Genomic DNA, 20,117 nt, shown 5'->3' with positions numbered 1-20,117 from the left:
TGCCTCAGGCCGAGCGGCGGTCGACCCCGCGGGGCCGGATCGGCGAGACGGCGGCGAGCGGCGCCACCTCCGGCAGGGCCTCCGCCTCCCCGCGGGTCAGCTCGGCCCGCAGCGCCCCGAGGATCCGCGCGAGCAGCCGCGACACCTGCATCTGCGTCACGCCGAGCTCGGCCGCGATCTCCGACTGGCTGCACTCGTCGACGAAGCGCAGGTGCAGGATCCGCCGGTCGCGGTCGCTGAGGATGCCGCGCGCCGCGTCCAGCAGCACGGTGCGCTCGGCGCGCGCGTAGCCGGGGTCGTCGTCGCCGAGGGTGTCCGCGAGGGAGGTGCCCTCGTCCTCGTGCACCGTGAAGTCGAGGGACGCGGGCCGGAGACTGGAGTGCGCCGCGAGCGCCTCCCGCACGTCCTCGCGCGCGTGTCCGGTGTGCGCGGCGAGCTCGTCGTCGGTGGGGGTGCGGCCGAGGCGCTGGGTGAGCGCGGGCGCGACCGCGAGCAGCGCGTGCCGCAGCTCCTGGACCTGCCGCGGCGGGCGCACGACCCAGCCGTTGTCGCGCAGGTGCCGCTTGATCTCGCCGGAGATGGTGGGGATCGCGAACGACACGAACGGCGCCCCGAAGCCCGGGTCGTAGCGGCGCGTGGCCTTCACGAGGCCGAGGTAGCCGACCTGGCGCAGGTCGCTCCAGTCGTGGGCGCGGCCCGAGTGCTGGCGGGCGAGCTGGTCGGCGAGCTCCAGGTGGTCGAGCACGATCTGGTCGTGCAGCCGCCGGCGCTCGGCGTCTCCCGCGCGATCCGCGGCCGCGGCGGCGGCGCGCACGAACCGGTCGTGCGTCACCCGGCGCTTCTCGTCCCGGGCCGCCGTGAGCTCCGGCGCGAGGGCTGCCTCGGGCGCGAGGGCCGCGGGACGGGGGAGCGGGGCCGTCCTTGCGGCCGCGGCGGATATCCGGGGAGCGGATGCCCGCGAGGCGGCTCCGCGGGCGGCGGGCGGGGCGGCGGCGAGGGCGCGCGAGCGCAGCGTGTCGGTCACTCAGGACCCTCCGGTGATGGGACGGATGCGGCACGCTGCTTGACCGCTCCTCCAGAGAAGCACTGCTCCTCGAGGGTGCCTAGGTCGGGCGAGCACTTCTCCTCGGCGCTTCTCCCGCTTCTCCGTCGGCCGGGCGTGTCGATGCCCGGCGCATCCGCACCAGCACGGAGCAGCGCCCTCGGACGGGGGCGCCGCCCGCCCGCCGGTAGGCTCGATCCCCGTTCCCCGCCGCCTCACCCGAACGGACGCCCCATGAGCCTGTTCCGCACCAAGAGCATCGAGTCGTCGCTGGCCGACGCCGCAGGAGGCGAGCGCAGCCTCACCCGGTCGCTCGGCACCTGGGACCTGATGCTGATGGGCGTCGCCGTCGCGGTCGGCGCCGGCATCTTCTCCGTCGGCGCGAAGGCGGCCGGCGACTACGCGGGCCCGTCGGTGACGCTCGCGTTCGTGCTCGCCGCCGTCACGTGCGGCCTCGCGATCATGTGCTACGCCGAGTTCGCGTCCGCCGTGCCGGTCGCGGGCAGCGCGTACACGTTCACCTACGCGACCATGGGCGAGCTGCTCGCGTGGATCATCGGCTGGGACCTCATCCTCGAGATGCTCACCGCGGCCGCGGTCATCGCGAAGTACTGGGGCATCTACCTGGAGTCGGCGCTGAAGCTCGCCGGGCTCGACATCCCGTCCACCATCACGGTCTTCGGGCTCGGCATCAGCTGGGGCGCCGTGCTCATCACCGCGATCTTCACCGTCCTGCTGGTGCTCGGCACCAAGCTCTCCAGCCGCGTCTCCAGCGTCTTCACCGTGCTCAAGGTCGCGGTCGTCCTGTTCGTGATCGTCGTGGGCGCGTTCTACGTGAAGGCGGAGAACTACTCGCCCTTCATCCCGCCGCAGCGTCCGGCCGAGGGCGCGTCCGCCGACGTCTGGACCCAGTCCCTCTTCTCATGGGCGAGCGGCCAGGAGCCCACGCAGTACGGCCTCTACGGCCTGCTCGCCGGCGCCTCGCTCGTGTTCTTCGCGTTCATCGGGTTCGACGTCGTGGCCACGAGCGCCGAGGAGGTCAAGGACCCGCAGCGCACCCTGCCGCGCGGCATCTTCGCCGGCCTCGCGGTCGTGACCGTGCTCTACGTGCTCGTGACCCTCGTGCTCACCGGCATGGTGCCGTACACGGTGCTCGCCGACGCCGACGAGCCGTCGCTCACGACCGCGTTCACCGCAGTGGGCGCCGGATGGGCGGCGCAGGTCATCTCCATCGGCACGCTGCTCGGACTCACCACCGTGCTGATGGTGCTGCTGCTCGGCCTCGCCCGCGTCGTCTTCGCGATGAGCCGCGACGGCCTGCTGCCGCGCGGGCTCAGCCGCACGAGCGCCAAGCGCCGCACGCCGGTGCGGGTGCAGATCATCGCGGGCGTCGTGGTCGCGGCCCTCGCCGGCTTCACGGACGTGGGCGTGCTGGAGGAGATGATCAACATCGGCACGCTGTCGGCGTTCGTGCTCGTGAGCATCGGGGTGATCGTGCTGCGGAAGAAGCGCCCGGACATCCGCGCGTCGTTCCGCGTGCCGTTCATGCCGTGGCTGCCGATCCTCTCGGCCGTGCTCTGCGTGTGGCTGATGCTCAACCTCACGACCCTGACCTGGGTGCGCTTCCTCGTGTGGCTCGCGCTCGGCTTCGCCGTCTACTTCCTCTACGGCCGCCGCCACTCGGTGCTCGGCAAGGAGGAGGCGCGCATCGCGGCGGGCGGCGAGCCCGCGCCCGAGCTGCCGTCGGCGTCGACGACCCGGGACTGAGCCGCCGGCGCCCGCGCGTCAGGTCTGGCAGCGCGGGCACCAGTAGGTGACCCGGTCCTGCGAGCCCATGCCCGGCCGCACGGGGTCGCCGAGCTGGCCCTGCTGGATCCGCGTGCCGCACCGCAGGCACGGCTTGCCCTTGCGGCCGTAGACCCAGTCGGTGCGGCCGCGGCGGAGGTCGCCCGTGGTGGTGCGCTCGATGCGGTCGCGGTTGGCGCGCATGGTGCGGCGCGCGAGCGCGACCATCGCGGGCAGGTCCGGCACCTCCCCGACGGGCCGGGTGGGCAGCACGCCGCGGAGGAAGCAGAGCTCGGCGCGGTACACGTTGCCGATGCCCGCGGCGTTGCGCTGGTCGAGGAGAGCCAGGCCGATGGGCCGCTCCGGCTGCGCGGCGATGCGGCGCACGATCTCCTCGGCCGCCGCGTCGCCCCAGTCCGGCCCCAGGATGTCGGGACCGAGGTGCCCGACCACGGTGTGCTCCTGGTCGCGGGGGATCACCTCCAGCACCCCCAGCGAGAACCCCACGGTCACGCGCCCCGCCGTCTCGAGCACGACGCGCGCCTCGAACGCCGGCCGCCGCCACGCGGTGCCGTGCTGGTAGATGTGCCAGGAGCCCTCCATCTTGAGGTGGCTGTGGATCGTGACGTCGCCGACGCGGTGCAGGATGTGCTTCCCGACGCTCACCACCTCGTCGACCTCCTCGCCCGCCAGTTCGAGGGTGGCGAACCGGGGCACGCGGAAGTCGCTGCGCGTCAGCACCCGGCCGCCGATCGCCTCGTGCAGGTGCGCGGCGGTGCGGTAGACGGTGTCGCCCTCAGGCACGCGGGGATCCCGTCGGCGGGGTCGCGCTCGCGCGCCCGATCGCGCTCGCTCCGGCGCCCGTGCGCCCGCTCACGACCGCATCCGCAGCCCGCGCGGCGTCGCCGAGAAGCCGTGCTCCTGGAGCGCGGTGCCGAGCGGCGTGCCGAGGACGAACGCGCCGTTGACCTTCTCGATCGCGAGCTTGGCGACCCCGCCGCGCCGGACGATCCCGCCGAGCGACTCCGCCGCGGCACGCAGCACGGCCTCGTCGTCGTCGAACTGCAGCACGGTCTTGCCGCCGCGCTCCACGTAGAGGACGAGCTCGCCGTCGACCAGCACCACGAGCGCGCCCGCCTTGCGGCCCGCGCGGTGCCCGGTGGGGCGCTCGCCGCGCGCGTCGACGCTGCCGGCCGCCGCGATCGCGCCCACGGCGTCCTCGGCCGGATCCCCGGGCCCGCCGCCCGCGCCGTCGCCCGCGTCGGATCCGCCGCCCGACCCGTCGAGCCGCGGCCACGGCAGCGCCGCCCCGTAGGCGTTCGCCGGATCCGTGGCCGCGAGCGCCAGCGCGTTCAGCGCCCGCTCGCCCGCGTCCGGATCACGCGTGAACCCGCGCAGCCGGTCGACCGTGCCGCCCGTGGAGAACTGCGCGGCACCGAGCGTCTCGATGAAGTACCCGCGCCGGGCGCGCCCGGTGTCCTCGAACCCGGCGAGCACCTTGTAGGTCAGCGCGAAGCCGCCGGGCACGCGCTCGGTCATGACGGACCCGCGCGTGACCACGCCGTACCGCTCCAGCAGCAGCTCGGCCGTGGAGGCCGCGCGCACGGTGGCGTCGGTCTCGGCGAGCGGCACGATCGACCAGCGGCCGGCCGCGGTCGGCGGCCCGGTGCGCGTGGGCATGTCGGGTCGCGGCATGCGCCCGCCCCGGTACATCCGCCCGCGCGGCGCCCGCTGCGGCGTCTTGTGCGCGGTGGATCCGCCCGCCAGCAGCGCCCGTAGCGGGGAGAGCGTGTCGTTCGTGACGAGGCCCGCCCAGACGAGGTCCCACAGCGCCGTGACGAGCGCCTTGTCGTCCGTGGATCCGACGGCGTCGCTCAGCTGCCGGAAGAAGTAGCCGCCGCCCGTGCCGAGCGTGGTGAGGACCTCGCGCTGCAGCTCGTCGGTGTCGTGCGCGTCGGGCTCGGGCAGCGTGAGCGCGACCTGGTCGGCGAGGTGCAGGCTGACCCAGCCGTCGGCGCCCGCGAGCGTGCCGGCGCCCGACCAGATGACCTCGCCCGTGGACGTGAGCTCGTCGAGCATGGCGGGCGTGTAGTCGCGCACGCGGGCCGGCAGCACGAGCGTCTCCCACGCGGAGGCGGGCACGGGCGCGCCGGCCAGCTGCTCGACGACCTGCAGCACGCCGTCCACCCCGCGGAGCCCGCGCTCGCGATCGGCCCCGGCGACGTGCTGCCAGGCGGGAAGGAAGCGCGCGAACGCCGCCTGCTCGACCGGCTCGACCTCGCTGCGGAGCGCCGCGAGCGAGCGGCTGCGGAGGCGCCGCAGCACCTCCACGTCGCACCACTCGCTGCCGGAGGCGCCCGGCCGGAACTCGCCCTCGACCACGCGCCGCTGGGCGCCGAGGCGCGCGAGCGTATCGGCGATGACGGCGGATCCGAGCCCGATGGCGGTGGCCGCGTCCGCGATGGTGAAGGGGCCGTGCGTGCGCGCGTACCGGCCGACGAGGTCGCCGAGGGGATCCGCCACGGGCTCGACGAACGCGAGCGGGGTGCCGATGGGCAGCGGCACCCCGAGGGCGTCGCGGAGACGGCTCGCGTCCTCGATGGCGGCGACGCGCGCGCGCCCGCCGAACGAGACGCGGAGCGCGCGCCTGCCGGTGACGAGCGCGTCGAGGTGGTCGGCGGCGGATGCGGCCTCGTCGGGCTCCAGCCGCGCGGCGACCTCGCCTGCGTCGAGCGGCCCGAGGATCCGCAGCAGGTCGGCCACGCCCTCCAGGCCCTTCGCGCGCCGGTCGGGCGCGGTGCGCTGCAGCTCCAGCTCGGTGCGCGCGATGACCGCGGGATCCAGCAGCTCGCGCAGCTCCGCCCGGCCGAGCAGCTCGGACAGCAGCCCCGCGTCGAGCGAGAGCGCGGCCGCCCGGCGCTCGGCGAGCGGGCTGTCGCCCTCGTACATGAACGCGCCGACGTAGCTGAAGAGGAGGCTGCGCGCGAACGGCGACGCGTCCTCCGTGGTGGTCTCGACGATCTTGATCCGCCGCGCCTCGATGTCCTTCGCGAGCGACGTGAGGGCGGGCAGGTCGTACACGTCCTGCAGCACCTCGCGCACGGTCTCGAGCACGATCGGGAACGCGGGGAACTTCCGCGCCACGTCGAGCAGCTGCGACGCGCGCTGGCGCTGCTGCCACAGCGGCGAGCGACGGCCGGGGTTGTAGCGCGGCAGCAGGAGCGCGCGGGCGGCGCACTCGCGGAACCGCGACGCGAACAGGGCGGATCCGCCCACCTCGCGCGTGACGATGGCGTCGAGCTCGTCGGGCTCGAAGACGAAGAGGTCCGCTCCCGGCGGCTCGCCGTCGGTCTCGGGGATGCGCACGACGATGCCGTCGTCGTTCGCCATGGTCGCGCCGTCGATGCCGTACAGCTCGGTGACCCGCGCGCCGACCGCGAGCGCCCACGGCGCGTGCACCTGCATCCCGTAGGGGGAGTGCAGCACCACGCGCCAGTCGCCCAGCTCGTCGCGGAACCGCTCCACCACGAGCGTGCGGTCGTTCGGCACGTGGCCGGTGGCCTTCTTCTGGTCGTCGAGGAACGCGAGCAGGTTGTTCACGGCGCGGTCGTCGAGGCCCACGCGGCCGGCCCTGGCTCGGGCGTCGTCGACCGCGGATCCGGACAGCTCGCGCACGAACGCCCCGATGGCGCGGCCGAGCTCGAGGGGCCGGCCGAGCCCGTCGCCCTTCCAGAACGGCAGCTTGCCGGGCTCGCCGAACGCCGGCGTCACGAGCACGCGGTCGTGCGTGATCTCCTGGATCCGCCAGCTCGTGGCCCCCAGCGCGAACACGTCGCCGACGCGCGACTCGTAGACCATCTCCTCGTCGAGCTCGCCGACGCGCGACGCCTTCTCGCCGACCATGAACACGCCGAAGAGTCCGCGATCCGGGATCGTGCCGCCGGAGGTGACCGCGAGCCGCTGCGCGCCCGGCCGCCCCTCGATGGTGCCCTCGTCGCGGTCCCACACGATGCGGGGCCGCAGCTCCGCGAACTCGTCCGACGGGTAGCGGCCGCTCAGCAGGTCGAGCGTGGCCTCGTACGCCGAGCGCGGCAGCGTGGCGAAGGGCGCGCTCCGCCGCACGATGTCGAACCACTCCTCGACGCCCACCGACTCGAGCGCGACGGCCGCCACCGTCTGCTGCGCGAGCACGTCGAGCGGGTTGGCGGGCACGCGCAGCGACTCGATCTGCCCGCTCGCCATGCGCTCGGCGGCGACGGCCGAGTGGATGAGGTCGGCCCGGTGCTTGGGGAAGATGACGCCGCGCGAGACCTCGCCGACCTGGTGCCCGGCGCGGCCGACGCGCTGCAGCCCGCTCGCGACCGACGGCGGCGCCTCCACCTGCACCACGAGGTCGACGTCGCCCATGTCGATGCCGAGCTCGAGGCTGGAGGTGGCGACCACGCAGCGCAGGCGCCCGGACTTCAGGTCGTCCTCGATGAGCGCGCGCTGCTCCTTCGAGACGGATCCGTGGTGCGCCTTCGCGAGCACGGGATCCGCGCCCTCCGTGCTCCCGGCCTGCGCCATGACCTCGGCGGGCGGGCGCGCGGGCGCGCGCCGCGTGGCGGAGAAGGCGGTGGCGTCGGCGGTGCCGCCCGTCGTGGTCGAGGTGGCCGACGTGAGCGCCCCGGCCCCCGCCAGCACGGGCACGGCCTCGGCCGCCTCCGCGGATGCGCCCGCGACGGCGTTCCCCTCCGCGTCGATCCGCCCGTCCTCGATGCGCGCCGTGTAGATCTCGTTGAGCCGGGCCGTGAGCCGCTCGGCCAGCCGCCTGCTGTTCGTGAAGACGATGGACGACGTGTGCTGCAGCACGAGGTCGACGATGCCCTCCTCCACGTGCGGCCAGATGGATCCCTGCTGCGGCTGATCCCCCTGCGCCGCCGACCCCTCGAGCGGCGCCGTGGTGCCGAGCTCGGTCATGTCGTCGACCGGCACGATGACGCGCAGGTCGAACTCCTTGGTGTTCCGCGGCGACACGATGGAGACCGGCGAGCGCCCGCCGAGGAACCGCGCCACCTCCTCGGGCGGCCGCACGGTGGCGGACAGCCCGATGCGCTGCGCCGGCTTCTCCAGCAGCGCGTCCAGCCGCTCGAGCGAGAGCGCGAGGTGGCTGCCGCGCTTGGTGGCCGCGACCGCGTGCACCTCGTCGACGATCACGGTCTCTACCCCCGCGAGCGTCTCGCGCGCGGCCGAGGTGAGCATGAGGAACAGCGACTCGGGCGTGGTGATGAGGATGTCCGGCGGCGTCTTCGCGAGCGAGCGCCGGTCGGCCGCCGGGGTGTCGCCCGAGCGCACGCCGACGGTGACCTCGGGCGGCTCGGCGCCCAGCCGCTTCGCGGTCTGCACGATGCCCACGAGCGGCGAGCGGAGGTTGCGCTCCACGTCGACCGCGAGCGCCTTGAGCGGCGAGATGTAGAGGACGCGCGTGCGCCGCATCGGATCCTCCGGCGCGGGCCGCGAGGCCAGCCGGTCGATGGACCACAGGAACGCCGCCAGCGTCTTGCCGGATCCGGTGGGCGCCACGACGAGCGCGTGCGAGCCCTTCTGCACGGCCTCCCACGCACCGGTCTGCGCCGCGGTGGGGCCGGGGAACGCGCCCTCGAACCACTCCCGGGTGGCCGGGGAGAAGCGCGCGAGGACGGGATCCATCTGCCCATCCTCCTCCGCCCCACAGACAACCGGGCGGGCCGGGCGCTCGCCGGACGACCGCCCGGTCGGCCGGGCCCGGCGTCAGCCGGCGTGCTCCCGGATGAACGCCGACACGTCCCGGAGCTCCGGCGCGGAGACGGAGTGCGGCAGGTCCTCGTAGATGCGCTCGGTGAGGTCGGTGTGGCCGCCGATCCACGCGGCCGTGCGCGCGACGGCCTGGTCGGGGATCACCTGGTCGGCCGTCCCGCGGCCCCAGAAGACCGGCGTCGGCGCGGCCGCGAGGGCTGCGTCGCCCGCGTGCTCCCCGCGCACCGAGAACCCGCTGAGCTGGACCGCGTAGGAGAACCGGCCGGGCGCGAGCCGCAGCAGCTGGAGCGCCGTCGCGCCGCCCTGGCTGAAGCCGAGGAGGCCGACCGAGCGCGGCGGCACGGGCAGCGCGTCGAGCCAGTCGAGCACGCCCTGCCCGGCGGCGTCGGCGGCCTCCGGATCCGGGTCGTCGCCGGTGGATCCGGGGACGATCGGGAACCACGCGTGCCCGCCCTGCAGCGCGATCGGCGCCCGCAGCGACGCGACGACGGGCCCGAGCGGCAGGTACGGCGACAGCCCGAAGAGATCGCCCTCGTGGGATCCGTATCCGTGCAGCAGCACGAGCAGCGGGCGGTCGGCGAGCTCGGCGGACGAGGCCGACCAGAGGACGGCGTCGGGATCCAGCGGGAGAGCGGTCACGGTGTCCTGTTCGGTGGGTGCGGGTCGTCCGGCCCGCCCATCCTCGCATCCGTCCCCGGCAGCGGGTCCGGCACCCGTCCCCGTCAGCCGGTCCGCGCGCCGGGTGGTCGGCGCGCTCCGGCCGTGGGTGACAATGGACCATGACCGTTCGCACCCCGGACCCGAACATCCCCGACCCGAACTCCGGCTGGCTGTCGGACGTGGAGCTCGCGCAGATCCGGCAGCGGCTGCCCCTCCTCTACGTGGAGGCCGTGCCCGTGCGGGTCGACGGCATGGGCCGGGTGAAGGACATCGGCGTCCTGCTGCGCGCCACGGTCACCGGGCAGATGACCCGCATGCTCGTCTCGGGCCGCGTGATGTACGGCGAGACCCTGCGCGACGCGCTCTTCCGCCACCTCGAGAAGGACCTCGGGCCGATGGCGTTCCCGCAGCTCCCCGCGAGCCCGACGCCGTTCTCGGTCGCCGAGTACTTCCCGTTCCCCGGCGCGAGCCCGTACACGGACGACCGGCAGCACGCCGTCTCGCTCGCGTACGTGGTGCCGGTGACGGGCACGTGCGATCCTCGCCAGGACGCCCTCGAGATCACGTGGATGACGCCCGAGGAGGCCGCGTCCGACGCCGTCTCGGCCGACATGGAGGGCGGCCGCGGCGCGCTCCTCCGCGCGGCGCTCGCCTCGGTGGGCGTGCTGCCCTAGCCGCGCCGCGCGTGCCGTCGGCTCAGACCGCGGCGGCCCGCTCCGCGAACTCCGGCGGCTCGAGGTAGTGCCGGCGGAGGTCCTCGAAGGCCTGGCTCGCGCCCGCCCCCACGCCGTAGCTGCGCTGCACGTGCAGCCCGTCCATGGCGGAGAGCACGACGGCGGCCGCGGCCGCCGGGTCGAGGTGGGGGTCGATGAGGCCGCGCGCCTGGTCGACGATGACGCCCGACGTGATGCGGTCGAGCTCGCGGGCACGGCGCTCGCGGAAGAGATCGTGCAGCGGATGGCCGGCGGCGGACGCCTCCGACGAGACGACGGCGATCACGCGCGTGAGGCAGACGCTCTGCTCGCCGTCGGCGATGACCACGGCCGCGTGCTCGGCGACGCTCCGGGGCCGGTGCAGCTCGATGGCGGCGGCGAGTCTCTCCTCGCGGCGCTCGAGGACGGCGAGGAGCAGCTCCTCCTTGCCGCTGAAGTGGTGCAGCAGGCCGGCCGGCGTGATCTCGGCGCGTGAGGCGATCTCGCGCAGCGAGCTGCTGCGATAGCCCTGCTCGGAGAACACCTCGATGGCGGTGCGGATCAGGAGCTCCCTGCGCTCCACGCCCTTGCGGTACGGGCCACGGGTGGCGAGGGCGGCGCGTGTCATTGGCACACCGTAACCGGATGCCGCCGAGCGTCCCCGCGACCGTCCCCAGGTGGTGCCTCAGCTGCGGGGACTCGGGGCACGGACGCGTAGTCGGCGGCCCGTCCGGGGACGACGGAGGGCCCCCGTCCGCGGACGGGGGCCCTCGATGCCATGCCGGCGCGCGATGCGCGCCGTGCGGTCTAGCGGCCGCTGCTCACCCGGCGGTGGGTGCGCTCGCGGCCACCGGCCGATGCGCCGCCGGAGGCTGCGGGGCGCTCCTGGCGGGGACGCGCGGTGCCGACGGACGAGCCGCCGCCGAAGCCCTCGGACGAGGTGCTGAAGTTGCGGGGCGCGCCTCCGCGCTGTCCGCCCGAGGCGCCGTCGCGGCGACCCGATGCGGCGCCTTCACGACGACCGCCGCCGACGGGTGCGCCGTCGCGGGCCGCGCGCTTGCGCTGCGCGTTGGCGCCCTGCGAGCGCCCGCCGCCGTTCGCGCGGCCGCCCTGCGACTGGCGCTGGGTGGACTCGCGGACCGACTTCGTCTCGCGCGGCGCGGGCTTCACGTACGCCGCGACGGCGCCCGTCAGCTCGGCCACGGCGGGGGAGGACTCGGTGACCTGCTGCGGGGTGACGTGGATGTCGGCCTTGCGCATGAGGAGCTGCACGTCCTTGCGCTGCGCCGGCAGCATGATCGTGACGACGTCGCCCGCGGAGCCCGCGCGCGCCGTGCGGCCCGAGCGGTGCAGGTACGCCTTGTGCTCGGCCGGCGGGTCGACGTGGATCACGAGCTCGATGTCGTCGACGTGCACGCCGCGCGCCGCGACGTCGGTGGCCACGAGGACCTTGACGTCGCCCGCGGAGAACGCGGCCAGGTTCCGGTCGCGGGCCACCTGCGAGAGGTTGCCGTGCAGGTCGACCGACGGGATGCCCGCGTCGGTGAGCTGCTTCGCGAGCTTCTTCGCGTGGTGCTTGGTGCGCATGAAGAGGATGCGGCGGCCGGTGCCGCCCGCGAGCTTCTGGACGAGGAGGCGCTTGGCCTCGACGTCGGTCGCCTCGAAGACGTGGTGCGTCATGGCCGCGACGGGCGAGTTCGCCTCGTCGACGGAGTGCAGCACCTGGTCGTGCAGGTAGCGGCGGACCAGCTTGTCCACGCCGTTGTCGAGCGTGGCGGAGAACAGCATGCGCTGGCCGGTGTTCGGGGTCTTGTCGAGGATCCGCGTGACGACGGGCAGGAAGCCCAGGTCCGCCATGTGGTCGGCCTCGTCGAGGACGGTGATCTCCACGGCGTCCAGGTTCACGAAGCCCTGCTTCATGAGGTCCTCGAGGCGGCCGGGGCAGGCCACGACCACGTCGACGCCGGCCTTGAGGGCCGCGACCTGGCGCTGCTGCGAGACGCCGCCGAAGATCGTCGTGGTGGTGAGGTCGTACGCCTTCGCGAGCGGCTCCATGGCGGCCGTGATCTGCGTGGCGAGCTCGCGGGTCGGCGCGAGGATGAGGCCGAGCGGGCGGCCCGGACGACGGCGGCCGCCGGCGAGTCCGCCGCCGAGGCGCGCGATCATCGGGATGGCGAACGCCAGCGTCTTGCCGGAGCCCGTCTTGCCGCGGCCGAGCACGTCGCGGCCGTTCAGGGTGTCGGGGAGCGTGTCCACCTGGATGGGGAACGGCGTCGTGATGCCGTTCGCTGTCAAGGCGGAGACGAGGGGTGCGGGCACGCCGAGCGCGCCGAAGGTGTCAGTGGTCATTCGGGGGAGTTGCCTTCCAGGCAGGGGTCCGCCCCGGTGTGCGTTCTCGGGATGTGCTCTCGAGGCACGGAAGCGGAGGATGGCGAAGGCGCCGATGGGCGCATCCGTTCGCCAAAAGAAAGATGTCACTCGGCCCCGTCGGCCTGTGCGGCGATCTGATCGGGGTGAGGAGGGAACGCGTTCTCTCGACGCAGGGAGCACGGTGATGTGCTCGCAAGTTCTGCCACCGTAGCAGGTCAGGCCGGGGAGAAGCCCATCTCGCCCACGGGGACCTCGAAGTCGAGCACGTTGCCGGCCGGCGCGAGGGGGCAGGCCCAGGCCGGGTCGTAGGCGCACGACGGGTTGTAGGCGAAGTTGAGGTCGACCACGATCGAGCCGGGCGAGCCCTGGCCGAGGTCGGATCCCTTCACCGTGTCGAGCAGGTAGCGGCCGCCCCCGTAGGTGCCGCCCTCGCGGCGGTGCGACGCGTCCTTGACGGGCAGGTGCAGGCCGCCCCCGTAGCTGGCGAGGCGCCAGACGTCGAGGCTGCCGGCCTCGCGGCCGTCGACCGCGGGGAGGTGCACGGATCCGAGCAGCTCGAAGGGGACGACGCCGTCGGTGCCCGTCTCGACCTCGTGGCGCTCGTCGCCGCGGTCGTCGTGGATCTCCAGCTCGAACCGCCAGGCCGGGTCGTACTCCGCGACGTCGAGCCGGTCGAAGCCGTCGCGGTGCACGGGCAGGAGCGGCGTGGCCGGGTGGCTGCGGAACATGTCGTCGCGGGTCCGCCGCCAGAGCGCGTGGGCGGCGGCGGGATCCGTCTGCGCGACCCAGCGCACCTCCGCGTACATCTCGTGCGTGCGGCGGCGCCAGTCGGCGACGTGGAGGGCGGTGACGGCGGAGGGCATGGGGACACCGTACGCGTCGGGCCGCGCGGGGCGCCCCCCTCGGGCGCGGGCCGTCAGCGGGCGGACAGCCCCGCGTCGTCGGCCCGGGCGTCGTCGGCGGGTGCGCCGTCCGCGGCGGGGTCGGCCTCCGGCTCCCAGTCGTACGCCCACGTCGGCGCGAGCTGGCGCAGGCGGAACGCGCGCCACTGCCAGAAGGCCCAGAAGGTCGGCCACATCGCGGGGCCGAGGAGGCCCGCCTCGAACTCGAGCTGGTCGCGGAAGAGCGTCTTCACGCGGCCGTCGGCGTCGGGTCCGGCGGGATCCGCCGAGACGGCCATGCTGTGCCGCATGCTCGTGGGGATCGCCATGAGGCCGGAGAGCCCGTGGCCGTCGTCCCGCACGATGCGGACGCCCTCGACGCGCGGCTTCATGTCGCGGAGCCGGATGCCCTGGCGTCCGGCCGCGAACGGGCCGGCCTGCATCACGGCGACGTGCTCGCGGCCGTCCCAGCTCGACGGGAAGCCGCCGTCCTCCAACGGCACGAAGTCGACGAGCGGACCCGCGACCTCGCGCATCACGGTGGGCGAGTGGAGCGCGCGCCAGGCGGCGTCGGGATCGCAGTCGAGGATGGTCTTCAGCAGCACGCGCATGGCCCCAGCATGCTCCGCGCGGCTGGGGGATCGTCCGGCCGCGTCCGCCGCCCGGCCGCGGTGGGACAGGATGGGACGGACATGATCAGGTACTGGGTGGGCGTCGTCTCGCGCGACCGCGTGCTCGACGGCCTCGACCTCGGCATCGCGCAGGTCAACCGCGGCGCCCGCGAACCGGTCGAGCGGCTCGGCGAGGCCGACGGCTTCGTCTACTACTCGCCGCGCGAGTCGTACCCGGACGGGCAGCTCCTCCGCTCCTTCACCGCCATCGGCCGGGTCGCCGACGCCGCGCCGTACCAGGGCCGCGTGGGCGAGTGGCGGCCGTGGCGGCGCCGGATGGACTGGGACCTCGGCGCCGTCGACGCGCCCATCCGCCCGCTCGTCCCCGTGCTCGACTTCACGCGCGACTCCCTCGAGTGGGGCAGGAAGCTCGCGCCCGGGCTCCTCGAGATCACGCGCGACGACTTCGAGGTGATCCGCCAGGCCATGCGCCGCGGGGCGCCCGAGCCGTCGCGCCGCGTCATACGCGGAGGGACCGGCCCGTGGACGCCCGTAGCATCGGATCGTGACCTCCTCCGCTGACGCCGCGCACCCCGACCCGTCGACGCAGGCCCGCTACCAGGTGCGGTTCGACGGCGGCGTGGCCGGCGCCCGCCGCATCGTGACCGGCGCCGACGTCATCGTCTGGGTCGACGCCCTCCCGTCCGTCCCGCCGCCCACGGCCGCGCGCCGCGACGAGGTCCTCGCGACCATGCCCGCGCGCCCGGCCGTCGTGAGCGCCGGCCTCGCCGACGCGCCCGCCGTCGCCGACTGGATCCTCGCCCTCCAGACCGCGCTCGGCCGCCGCGCCTACGTGGCCGTCGTCGCCGCGGGCACCGTCGAGGCCGACGGATCCTGGCGCGCCTGCGCCGAGGACCAGCTCGCCGCGGGCGCCGTGGTCGACGCGCTCGCCGCCCTGGGGATCGACGCGGCGTCGCCCGAGGCCGCCGTCGTGTGCGCCGCGTACCAGCAGCTCCGGCCTGCCGTCGGGCACCTGGTGACCGCGAGCGTCTCCGCGCGCCGGCTCGCCGCCGCGGGGCACGACGGGCTCGTCGCCGAGGCGCTCGCCGCGGGTCCCGCGGACGTGGTCGTGCACCGCCTCCACCGCGACGCCTGAGTCCGCGCGCCGCCGCCGGCCGTCCGCTCCCCGACCGCTCGCCGAACGCCCGGAATGGGCGCCCCGGGACGCGTGTTCCCCTGTGCACCAGGCGCCGCACCCGTGACGACGCCGCGCAACCGGAAGGTCATCACATGAAGGCAGTCATCAACGGCGTCACCGTCGCCGAGGCCCCGAAGGACGAGCTCATCGAGATCGAGGGCAACTGGTACTTCCCGCCGCAGAGCGTCGACATGTCGCTCCTCGCGGAGACCGCCACGCCGTACCACTGCCCGTGGAAGGGCGACACGCAGTACTACTCCGTCAAGGACGGCGAGACCGTGCTGCAGGACCGCGCCTGGTCGTACCCGACGCCCATCCCGTCGTCGTTCGACCGCGTCGGCCGCGACTACAGCGGCTACGTCGCGTTCTGGAAGGAGGTCCGCGTCGGCGAGTGACGCGGATCCGCGCGCACGGCCCGGGGGCTCAGGCCCCCGGGCCGTCGTCGTCCCCGGGGGTCTCCGCGGATGCGGGCCGCAGCGGCGCCACGCGCGCCGGGATCCCCGTCCGCCGCTCCCGCAGCTGCCTCGCGCGGTGCGCGCGCACCTTCGCGCGGTTGCCGCAGCGCCGCATCGAGCACCAGCGCCTCGTGCCCGAGCGTGTGGTGTCGAGGTAGAGCACGGTGCAGTCGTCGGCGGAGCAGCGGTGGATCCGCTCGGATCCGGCGCCGAAGACCGCCACCGCGTCGCGCGCCGCCGACGCGAGCGCCTGCGCGGGCCGGGCGAGCGCGCGGCCGGCCTGGCGGGATCCGCCGTCGAGCGCGGGCGGGAGGTCGGGCGTCGCCGCGTAGAGGTTGAGCACGTCGACGTCACGCGGCGAGGGCTCGCCGCCGTCCGCGATCGCGGCCGCGATGTCGCCGACGGCCTGCCGGAGCGTGCGGGCGTCGGCGAGGTCGCGCTCGGTCGGCTCGGAGACCGGCGCGAGGTGGTCGCTCAGCCACGCGCCGAGGGCCGCCGCGTCGGGCAGCGTCTCGCGCGGCTCGGGATCCCCGAGCGCGCCCGTGTAGGCGAGGTCGAGGCTCACGGCGCCCGTGTCGAGGAACCAGCGGAGCCCGTCCGGGTCGTCGATCCACTGGCCGGTCGGCCGCTCGGATCCCGGCGCCCGGCTCACGCGGCGCCTTCGCGGCGGTCAGGCACCCGAGCGGGCGCGGCGGTGGTGGCCGACGGCACGTCGCGCTTCGTCCACGTGATCAGGTGCGCGGCGTCGAACCGCTTCGAGCACAGCCCGCACGCCAGAGGCCGGGTGGGCTTGCGGTAGCGGAAGTGCGCGTGTCCCGCCGAGCACGCGCCCACCCACGGCGCGAGCTCCTCCGCGACCCGGCCCGAGTGCAGCCGCGAGCCCTCGTAGCCGAGCCCGGCCGCCGTCTTCTTCCACTCCGGCCCGTGCCCCGCGCGGGATCCGGCCAGCGCGTGCGCGACCTCGTGCAGGAGGACCTGGTGGATCTCGTCGTCCTCGAACCGCCCGGCCAGATGCCGGGAGACGGTGATGCGCTTCTCGCCGTAGTGGCAGGCGCCGGCGCGCGTGCGGGCGTGGTCGAAGGCGAACGTCCACGAGGGATCCAGGTGGAGGGCGATCAGGGCGTCGGCCCAGACGCGCACGCGGGCGAGGTCAGCCACGGCCGACCGCCGTCGGCCGGCAGGCGAGGGGACCCATCACGCGGGCTGGGCGGCGATGCGCTCCTTGGCGACGTCGATCGCGAGCGCCGAGCTCTCCAGCTGGTCGCTCGGCAGGCCCTCGCGCGTGCGCAGCGTGTAGGCGTCCTCGAAGTCGCCGAGCGCGAGGCGGTAGTCGCCGCGGTCGAAGTGCACCTTGCCGCGGTGCTGCAGCGCGAACGCCTCCAGCGCGTACCACTCGTGCGCGCGGGCCTCGTCGACGCAGCCGCCGAGGTCCTGCAGCGCGATGTCGAGCTTGCCCTGGTACTGCTGCACCTGCGCGCGGCGGATGCGGCACGCGAGCAGCGTCTCCCGGTCGCCCGTGAAGCGCGCCTGCCGGACGGCCGCGTTCGCCATGTCCCACGCCTCGTCGAGGCGGCCGAGCATGCGCAGCAGCGCGACCTTCTCGGTGATGGCGGAGAGGCTGCGGAGGGCCTCCAGCTCGTCCAGGCGCTCGCCGGCCGCCCGCAGGTCCACCTTCTCCCGGAGGGTGTCCCTGTCGTAGCCGATGATGATCGCGGTGCCTGTCACGAGGAAGAGATTATCCCGCCTGGATCGGCACGAGCTCGACCCGGAGCAGCTTGTCGTCGCCGTCACGCGGGGTGCCGCGTCCGTCGGTGTTGCCGGTGAGCATGCGCAGCGACCCGTCGGGGGCCGCCTGCACGTCCCGGATCCGCCCGAACTCGCCCGTGTAGAACTCGGTCACGCGGTCGTCGGCGATCGGGTCGGTGACCACGGCGCCGGGCCGGATCACCCAGAGGCGCTCGCCGCCGAGGCCCGCCATGAAGATCGTGTCGCCGACGACCGCGATGCCGCTCGGGCTCGCCTCGTCGGTGCCCCACTGCCGCACCGGGTCGATGTACGCGTCCGCTGCCGCGTCGTCGCTCGCGCCCTCCACGACCGGCCAGCCGTAGTTCCCGCCCGGCGTGATGAGGTTCAGCTCGTCCCACGTGTTCTGGCCGAACTCGGACGACCACAGGTTGCCGTCCGCGTCCCACGCGATGCCCTGCGGGTTGCGGTGCCCGAGCGAGTAGACGGGGGATCCGGGCGTCGGGTTGTCCTCGGCGCCCTGGCCGTCGGGGGTGAGGCGGAGGATCTTGCCGGCGAGCGACACCGGGTCCTGCGCGGCGTCGCGCAGGTTGGCGTCGCCGATCGTGGCGTAGAGCATGCCGTCCGGCCCGAACGCGATGCGGCCGCCGTTGTGCGTGGTGTCCCTCGGGATCCCCGTCACGACGTCCTCGGCCGCGCCGAGCCCCAGGGACCCGGGCTCGCCGGTCACGTCCATGCGCACGATGCGGTTGTCGGTGTCGCTCGTGAAGTACGCGTAGAGCTGCGTGCCGCCGTCGACCTCGCGGAGGGCGATCCCGAGCAGGCCGCCCTCGCCCTGCGGGCCCACGCCCGCGATCGTCCCGGCGACCCGCGTGCTGCCGTCGCCGAGCACCTCGACGATCCGCGACGTGTCGCGCTCGCTCACGAGCAGCGCCCCGGATGGCAGCTGCGCCGTCGACCACGGCGACACGAGGTCGGCCGCGATCTGCGTCGGCGTGCCCGACGGCGCGACGCCCGCGGACGCGGCGTCCGTGCTCGTGGGGCTCGGCGCGGGCGGCTCGGTCGCGGACACGTCGACGGGCGACCCGTCGTCGTTGGTGCAGCCCGTGAGCGCGATGAGGGCGGCGAAGCCGAGCGCGGCGAGTCGCGCCGGGCGGGAGCGGGAGCGGCGGTTCATGGGGACTCCGGTGGATCGGCGGGCGTCGGTGCCCGGGGCCGGTCAGGGCTTGGTCTGGAAGATGCTGCGGGCGGGGGAGGGGGACGGGACGGCCGTGGCGTCGGTGACGACGGACGCGCCCGCGATGAAGTCGGCGAGCTCGCGTCCCTCGACGACCTTGGCGGGATGCGGGCCGCCCGCGAGCAGGCGCGGCACGAAGTCGAGCGGCAGCGGGGTGGCGGACGCGGCGAAGACCACGTTGCCGAAGCGCCGGCCCTTGAGCACCTGCGTCTCGGCGAGCGCGGCGACGTGCGGCAGCACGTCCTGGATCGTCGCGGCCTGCCCGCGCGCGAACGCGAGCCCGTGGCCGTCGGCGACGTTGACCGTCATGATCCCGCCGGGCGCGAGGAAGGCGGCGGCCTCCGCGTGGAACTCGCGGCTCGTGATGTGGGCGGGCGTGCGGGCGCCGCTGAAGACGTCCACGACGACCAGGTCCACGGATCCGCGGAGCCCCTGCGGCAGCCGCCCCATCACCTCCCGGGCGTCGCCGTAGCGCAGCCGGATGGAGGCCTTGCGGGACCACGGCAGGTGCTCGCGGACGAGCTCCACGAGGTCCTGCTCGAGCTCGATGACCTGCTGGCGGGATCCGGGCCGGGTCGCCTCGACGTACCGCGGGATGGTGAGCGCGCCGGCGCCGAGGTGCAGCGCCGTGATCGGCTGGCCGGGATCGCCGACGAGGTCGATGACGTGGCCCATGCGCTGCACGTACTCGAAGAACAGCTCGCCCGGGTCGTCCATGTTCACGTGCGACTGGGGCGTGCCGTCGACCACGAGCTGGTACGCGCCCGGCACGAACCGGTCGGGCTCGATGACGGCCCGGTGCCCGCTCAGGGACAGGACGGTCGACGGGTGCTCGGGCATCTCCTCAGCCTAGGCGTCCGCCCTGCGCCGCGGCCCGGCCGCCGGGCGACCCGTCACCAGCCGCGCGAGCGCCACTCGGCGAGGGATCCGCGCTCCGCGCCGAGCGTGGTCGAGTCGCCGTGCCCGGGGTGCACGTGCGCGTCGTCGGGGAAGCGCGCGAACAGGCGCTCCTCCACGTCGTCCATCAGCTGCCGGAAGCGGCCCGCGTCCCCCTGCGTGCTCCCGACGCCGCCCGGGAAGAGCGAGTCGCCCGTGAAGAGGTGGGTGCTGCCGTCGCCCGGCTCCAGGACGAGCGCGACGCTCCCCGGCGTGTGCCCGCGGAGCGCGACGACCTCGAGCGTCACGCCGCCGAACGCCACCCGGTCGCCGTGGGCGAGGCGCCGGTCGGGGTCGACGGGCAGGTCGCCCGCGTCGGCGTCGCCCACGGCGGACGACGCGTCGGTCGCGTCGAGCACGGCCGCGAGCGCGCCGTGGTGGTCGGCGTGCCCGTGCGTGGTGACGACGACGGCGAGGCGGCCCACGGGATCCGGCTCCGCCACCAGGCCCAGCAGCCGGTCGACGTCGGCCGCCGCGTCGACGAGCAGGCGCTCGCCGGAGTCGAGGTCGGTGAGGAGGTACGCGTCGTTGTCCATGGACCCCACGGAGGACTTCCGGATCTCCACGTCGCCCGCCACGTGCACGTGCGAGGGGCCGCCGGGGGACACGTGCCAGGGAGCGCTCATGCCGGGAAGGCTACGCGGGCGAGGAGCCCGTCCGAGAGGGCGACCGGACGTTATACACCGAGACACGCCGGGGATGCAAGATTCCGCTGGACATGGCGCGTCGCGA

19 protein-coding genes are annotated in these 20,117 nt (G+C 74.8%); 5 read left to right on the top strand and 14 right to left on the bottom strand.

Annotated elements, in window-relative coordinates; translation table 11 throughout:
- Positions 1 to 4: 4 nt before the first annotated feature.
- Entirely contained in the window at positions 5 to 1,024 is a 1,020-nt protein-coding gene (locus BFL37_RS12355; RefSeq protein ID WP_086515420.1) for a sigma-70 family RNA polymerase sigma factor, read from the bottom strand.
- 252 nt (positions 1,025 to 1,276) lie between these two features.
- On the opposite strand from BFL37_RS12355, the gene BFL37_RS12350 reads away from it, so the two are divergent.
- A complete protein-coding gene (locus BFL37_RS12350) occupies positions 1,277 to 2,809 on the top strand; it encodes an amino acid permease (protein ID WP_086515419.1) in 1,533 nt (510 codons plus the stop codon).
- An 18-nt stretch (positions 2,810 to 2,827) separates the two neighbouring features.
- Here BFL37_RS12350 and BFL37_RS12345 read toward each other — a convergent pair whose 3' ends face one another.
- The 3 genes from BFL37_RS12345 to BFL37_RS12335 all read right to left on the bottom strand — a co-directional run bounded on the left by BFL37_RS12345 (position 2,828) and on the right by BFL37_RS12335 (position 9,241).
- Positions 2,828 to 3,631 (bottom strand): DNA-formamidopyrimidine glycosylase family protein, encoded by an 804-nt coding sequence (locus tag BFL37_RS12345; protein WP_086515418.1) that lies wholly within the window; start codon positions 3,629 to 3,631, stop codon positions 2,828 to 2,830.
- A gap of 69 nt (positions 3,632 to 3,700) precedes the next feature.
- The gene (locus BFL37_RS12340) at positions 3,701 to 8,515 is read right to left on the bottom strand and encodes an Lhr family ATP-dependent helicase (protein ID WP_086515417.1); all 4,815 of its coding nucleotides are present in this window, start codon (positions 8,513 to 8,515) and stop codon (positions 3,701 to 3,703) included.
- Positions 8,516 to 8,596: 81 nt separating this feature from the next.
- On the bottom strand, positions 8,597 to 9,241 hold the full coding sequence (locus BFL37_RS12335; RefSeq protein WP_086515416.1) for an alpha/beta hydrolase: 645 nt from the start codon (positions 9,239 to 9,241) through the stop codon (positions 8,597 to 8,599).
- A gap of 140 nt (positions 9,242 to 9,381) precedes the next feature.
- On the opposite strand from BFL37_RS12335, the gene BFL37_RS12330 reads away from it, so the two are divergent.
- Positions 9,382 to 9,936, top strand: coding sequence for an NUDIX hydrolase family protein (locus tag BFL37_RS12330; RefSeq protein ID WP_012297862.1), 555 nt, complete (start codon positions 9,382 to 9,384; stop codon positions 9,934 to 9,936).
- Positions 9,937 to 9,958: 22 nt separating this feature from the next.
- Here the strand turns inward: BFL37_RS12330 and BFL37_RS12325 are convergent, their stop codons facing one another.
- From BFL37_RS12325 to BFL37_RS12310, 4 genes are all read right to left on the bottom strand, one after another.
- The gene (locus tag BFL37_RS12325) at positions 9,959 to 10,582 is read right to left on the bottom strand and encodes a TetR/AcrR family transcriptional regulator (RefSeq protein WP_086515415.1); all 624 of its coding nucleotides are present in this window, start codon (positions 10,580 to 10,582) and stop codon (positions 9,959 to 9,961) included.
- A gap of 179 nt (positions 10,583 to 10,761) precedes the next feature.
- Positions 10,762 to 12,303 (bottom strand): DEAD/DEAH box helicase, encoded by a 1,542-nt coding sequence (locus tag BFL37_RS12320; protein WP_172403814.1) that lies wholly within the window; start codon positions 12,301 to 12,303, stop codon positions 10,762 to 10,764.
- A gap of 236 nt (positions 12,304 to 12,539) precedes the next feature.
- Positions 12,540 to 13,187, bottom strand: a complete 648-nt coding sequence (locus BFL37_RS12315) for a DUF1684 domain-containing protein (RefSeq protein ID WP_086515413.1) — start codon at positions 13,185 to 13,187, stop codon at positions 12,540 to 12,542.
- A 53-nt stretch (positions 13,188 to 13,240) separates the two neighbouring features.
- Positions 13,241 to 13,816 carry a hypothetical protein gene (locus tag BFL37_RS12310; protein ID WP_086515412.1) on the bottom strand — a complete coding sequence of 192 codons (576 nt, stop codon included), beginning with the start codon at positions 13,814 to 13,816 and terminating at the stop codon, positions 13,241 to 13,243.
- An 81-nt stretch (positions 13,817 to 13,897) separates the two neighbouring features.
- Between BFL37_RS12310 and BFL37_RS12305 the strand changes: the two genes are divergently transcribed.
- The 3 genes from BFL37_RS12305 (at position 13,898) to BFL37_RS12295 (ending at position 15,409) form a co-directional block, all read left to right on the top strand.
- Positions 13,898 to 14,398 carry an EVE domain-containing protein gene (locus tag BFL37_RS12305; protein ID WP_086515411.1) on the top strand — a complete coding sequence of 167 codons (501 nt, stop codon included), beginning with the start codon at positions 13,898 to 13,900 and terminating at the stop codon, positions 14,396 to 14,398.
- On the top strand, positions 14,382 to 14,972 hold the full coding sequence (locus BFL37_RS12300; RefSeq protein WP_086515410.1) for a 2-phosphosulfolactate phosphatase: 591 nt from the start codon (positions 14,382 to 14,384) through the stop codon (positions 14,970 to 14,972). Before BFL37_RS12305 ends, BFL37_RS12300 begins: the two co-directional genes overlap by 17 nt.
- Positions 14,973 to 15,106: 134 nt before the next feature.
- Positions 15,107 to 15,409: a DUF427 domain-containing protein gene (locus tag BFL37_RS12295; protein ID WP_043668743.1), complete on the top strand. Its 303-nt coding sequence runs from the start codon at positions 15,107 to 15,109 to the stop codon at positions 15,407 to 15,409.
- A gap of 28 nt (positions 15,410 to 15,437) precedes the next feature.
- On the opposite strand, the gene BFL37_RS12290 is transcribed toward BFL37_RS12295, so the two are convergent.
- From BFL37_RS12290 to BFL37_RS12265, 6 genes are read right to left on the bottom strand one after another with little or no spacing between them, the layout of a single operon-like run.
- Positions 15,438 to 16,121 carry a CGNR zinc finger domain-containing protein gene (locus BFL37_RS12290; protein ID WP_086515409.1) on the bottom strand — a complete coding sequence of 228 codons (684 nt, stop codon included), beginning with the start codon at positions 16,119 to 16,121 and terminating at the stop codon, positions 15,438 to 15,440.
- Positions 16,118 to 16,627 carry a SprT-like domain-containing protein gene (locus tag BFL37_RS12285; protein ID WP_086515408.1) on the bottom strand — a complete coding sequence of 170 codons (510 nt, stop codon included), beginning with the start codon at positions 16,625 to 16,627 and terminating at the stop codon, positions 16,118 to 16,120. Before BFL37_RS12285 ends, BFL37_RS12290 begins: the two co-directional genes overlap by 4 nt.
- 36 nt (positions 16,628 to 16,663) lie before the next feature.
- Positions 16,664 to 17,194, bottom strand: coding sequence for a hypothetical protein (locus BFL37_RS12280; protein WP_086515407.1), 531 nt, complete (start codon positions 17,192 to 17,194; stop codon positions 16,664 to 16,666).
- Between the two features lie 10 nt (positions 17,195 to 17,204).
- Positions 17,205 to 18,389: a PQQ-dependent sugar dehydrogenase gene (locus tag BFL37_RS12275; protein WP_086515406.1), complete on the bottom strand. Its 1,185-nt coding sequence runs from the start codon at positions 18,387 to 18,389 to the stop codon at positions 17,205 to 17,207.
- A 42-nt stretch (positions 18,390 to 18,431) separates the two neighbouring features.
- Entirely contained in the window at positions 18,432 to 19,289 is an 858-nt protein-coding gene (locus BFL37_RS12270; protein ID WP_086515405.1) for a spermidine synthase, read from the bottom strand.
- 53 nt (positions 19,290 to 19,342) lie between these two features.
- Positions 19,343 to 20,011, bottom strand: a complete 669-nt coding sequence (locus BFL37_RS12265; protein ID WP_086515404.1) for an MBL fold metallo-hydrolase — start codon at positions 20,009 to 20,011, stop codon at positions 19,343 to 19,345.
- Between the last annotated feature and the right edge of the window lie 106 nt (positions 20,012 to 20,117).

The sequence above is a fragment of the Clavibacter michiganensis genome (assembly GCF_002151125.1).
Taxonomy (GTDB): domain Bacteria; phylum Actinomycetota; class Actinomycetes; order Actinomycetales; family Microbacteriaceae; genus Clavibacter; species Clavibacter michiganensis_C.
The sequence above is the reverse complement of the archived record's forward strand: the minus strand, read 5'-3'. Positions and strand labels throughout refer to the sequence as shown.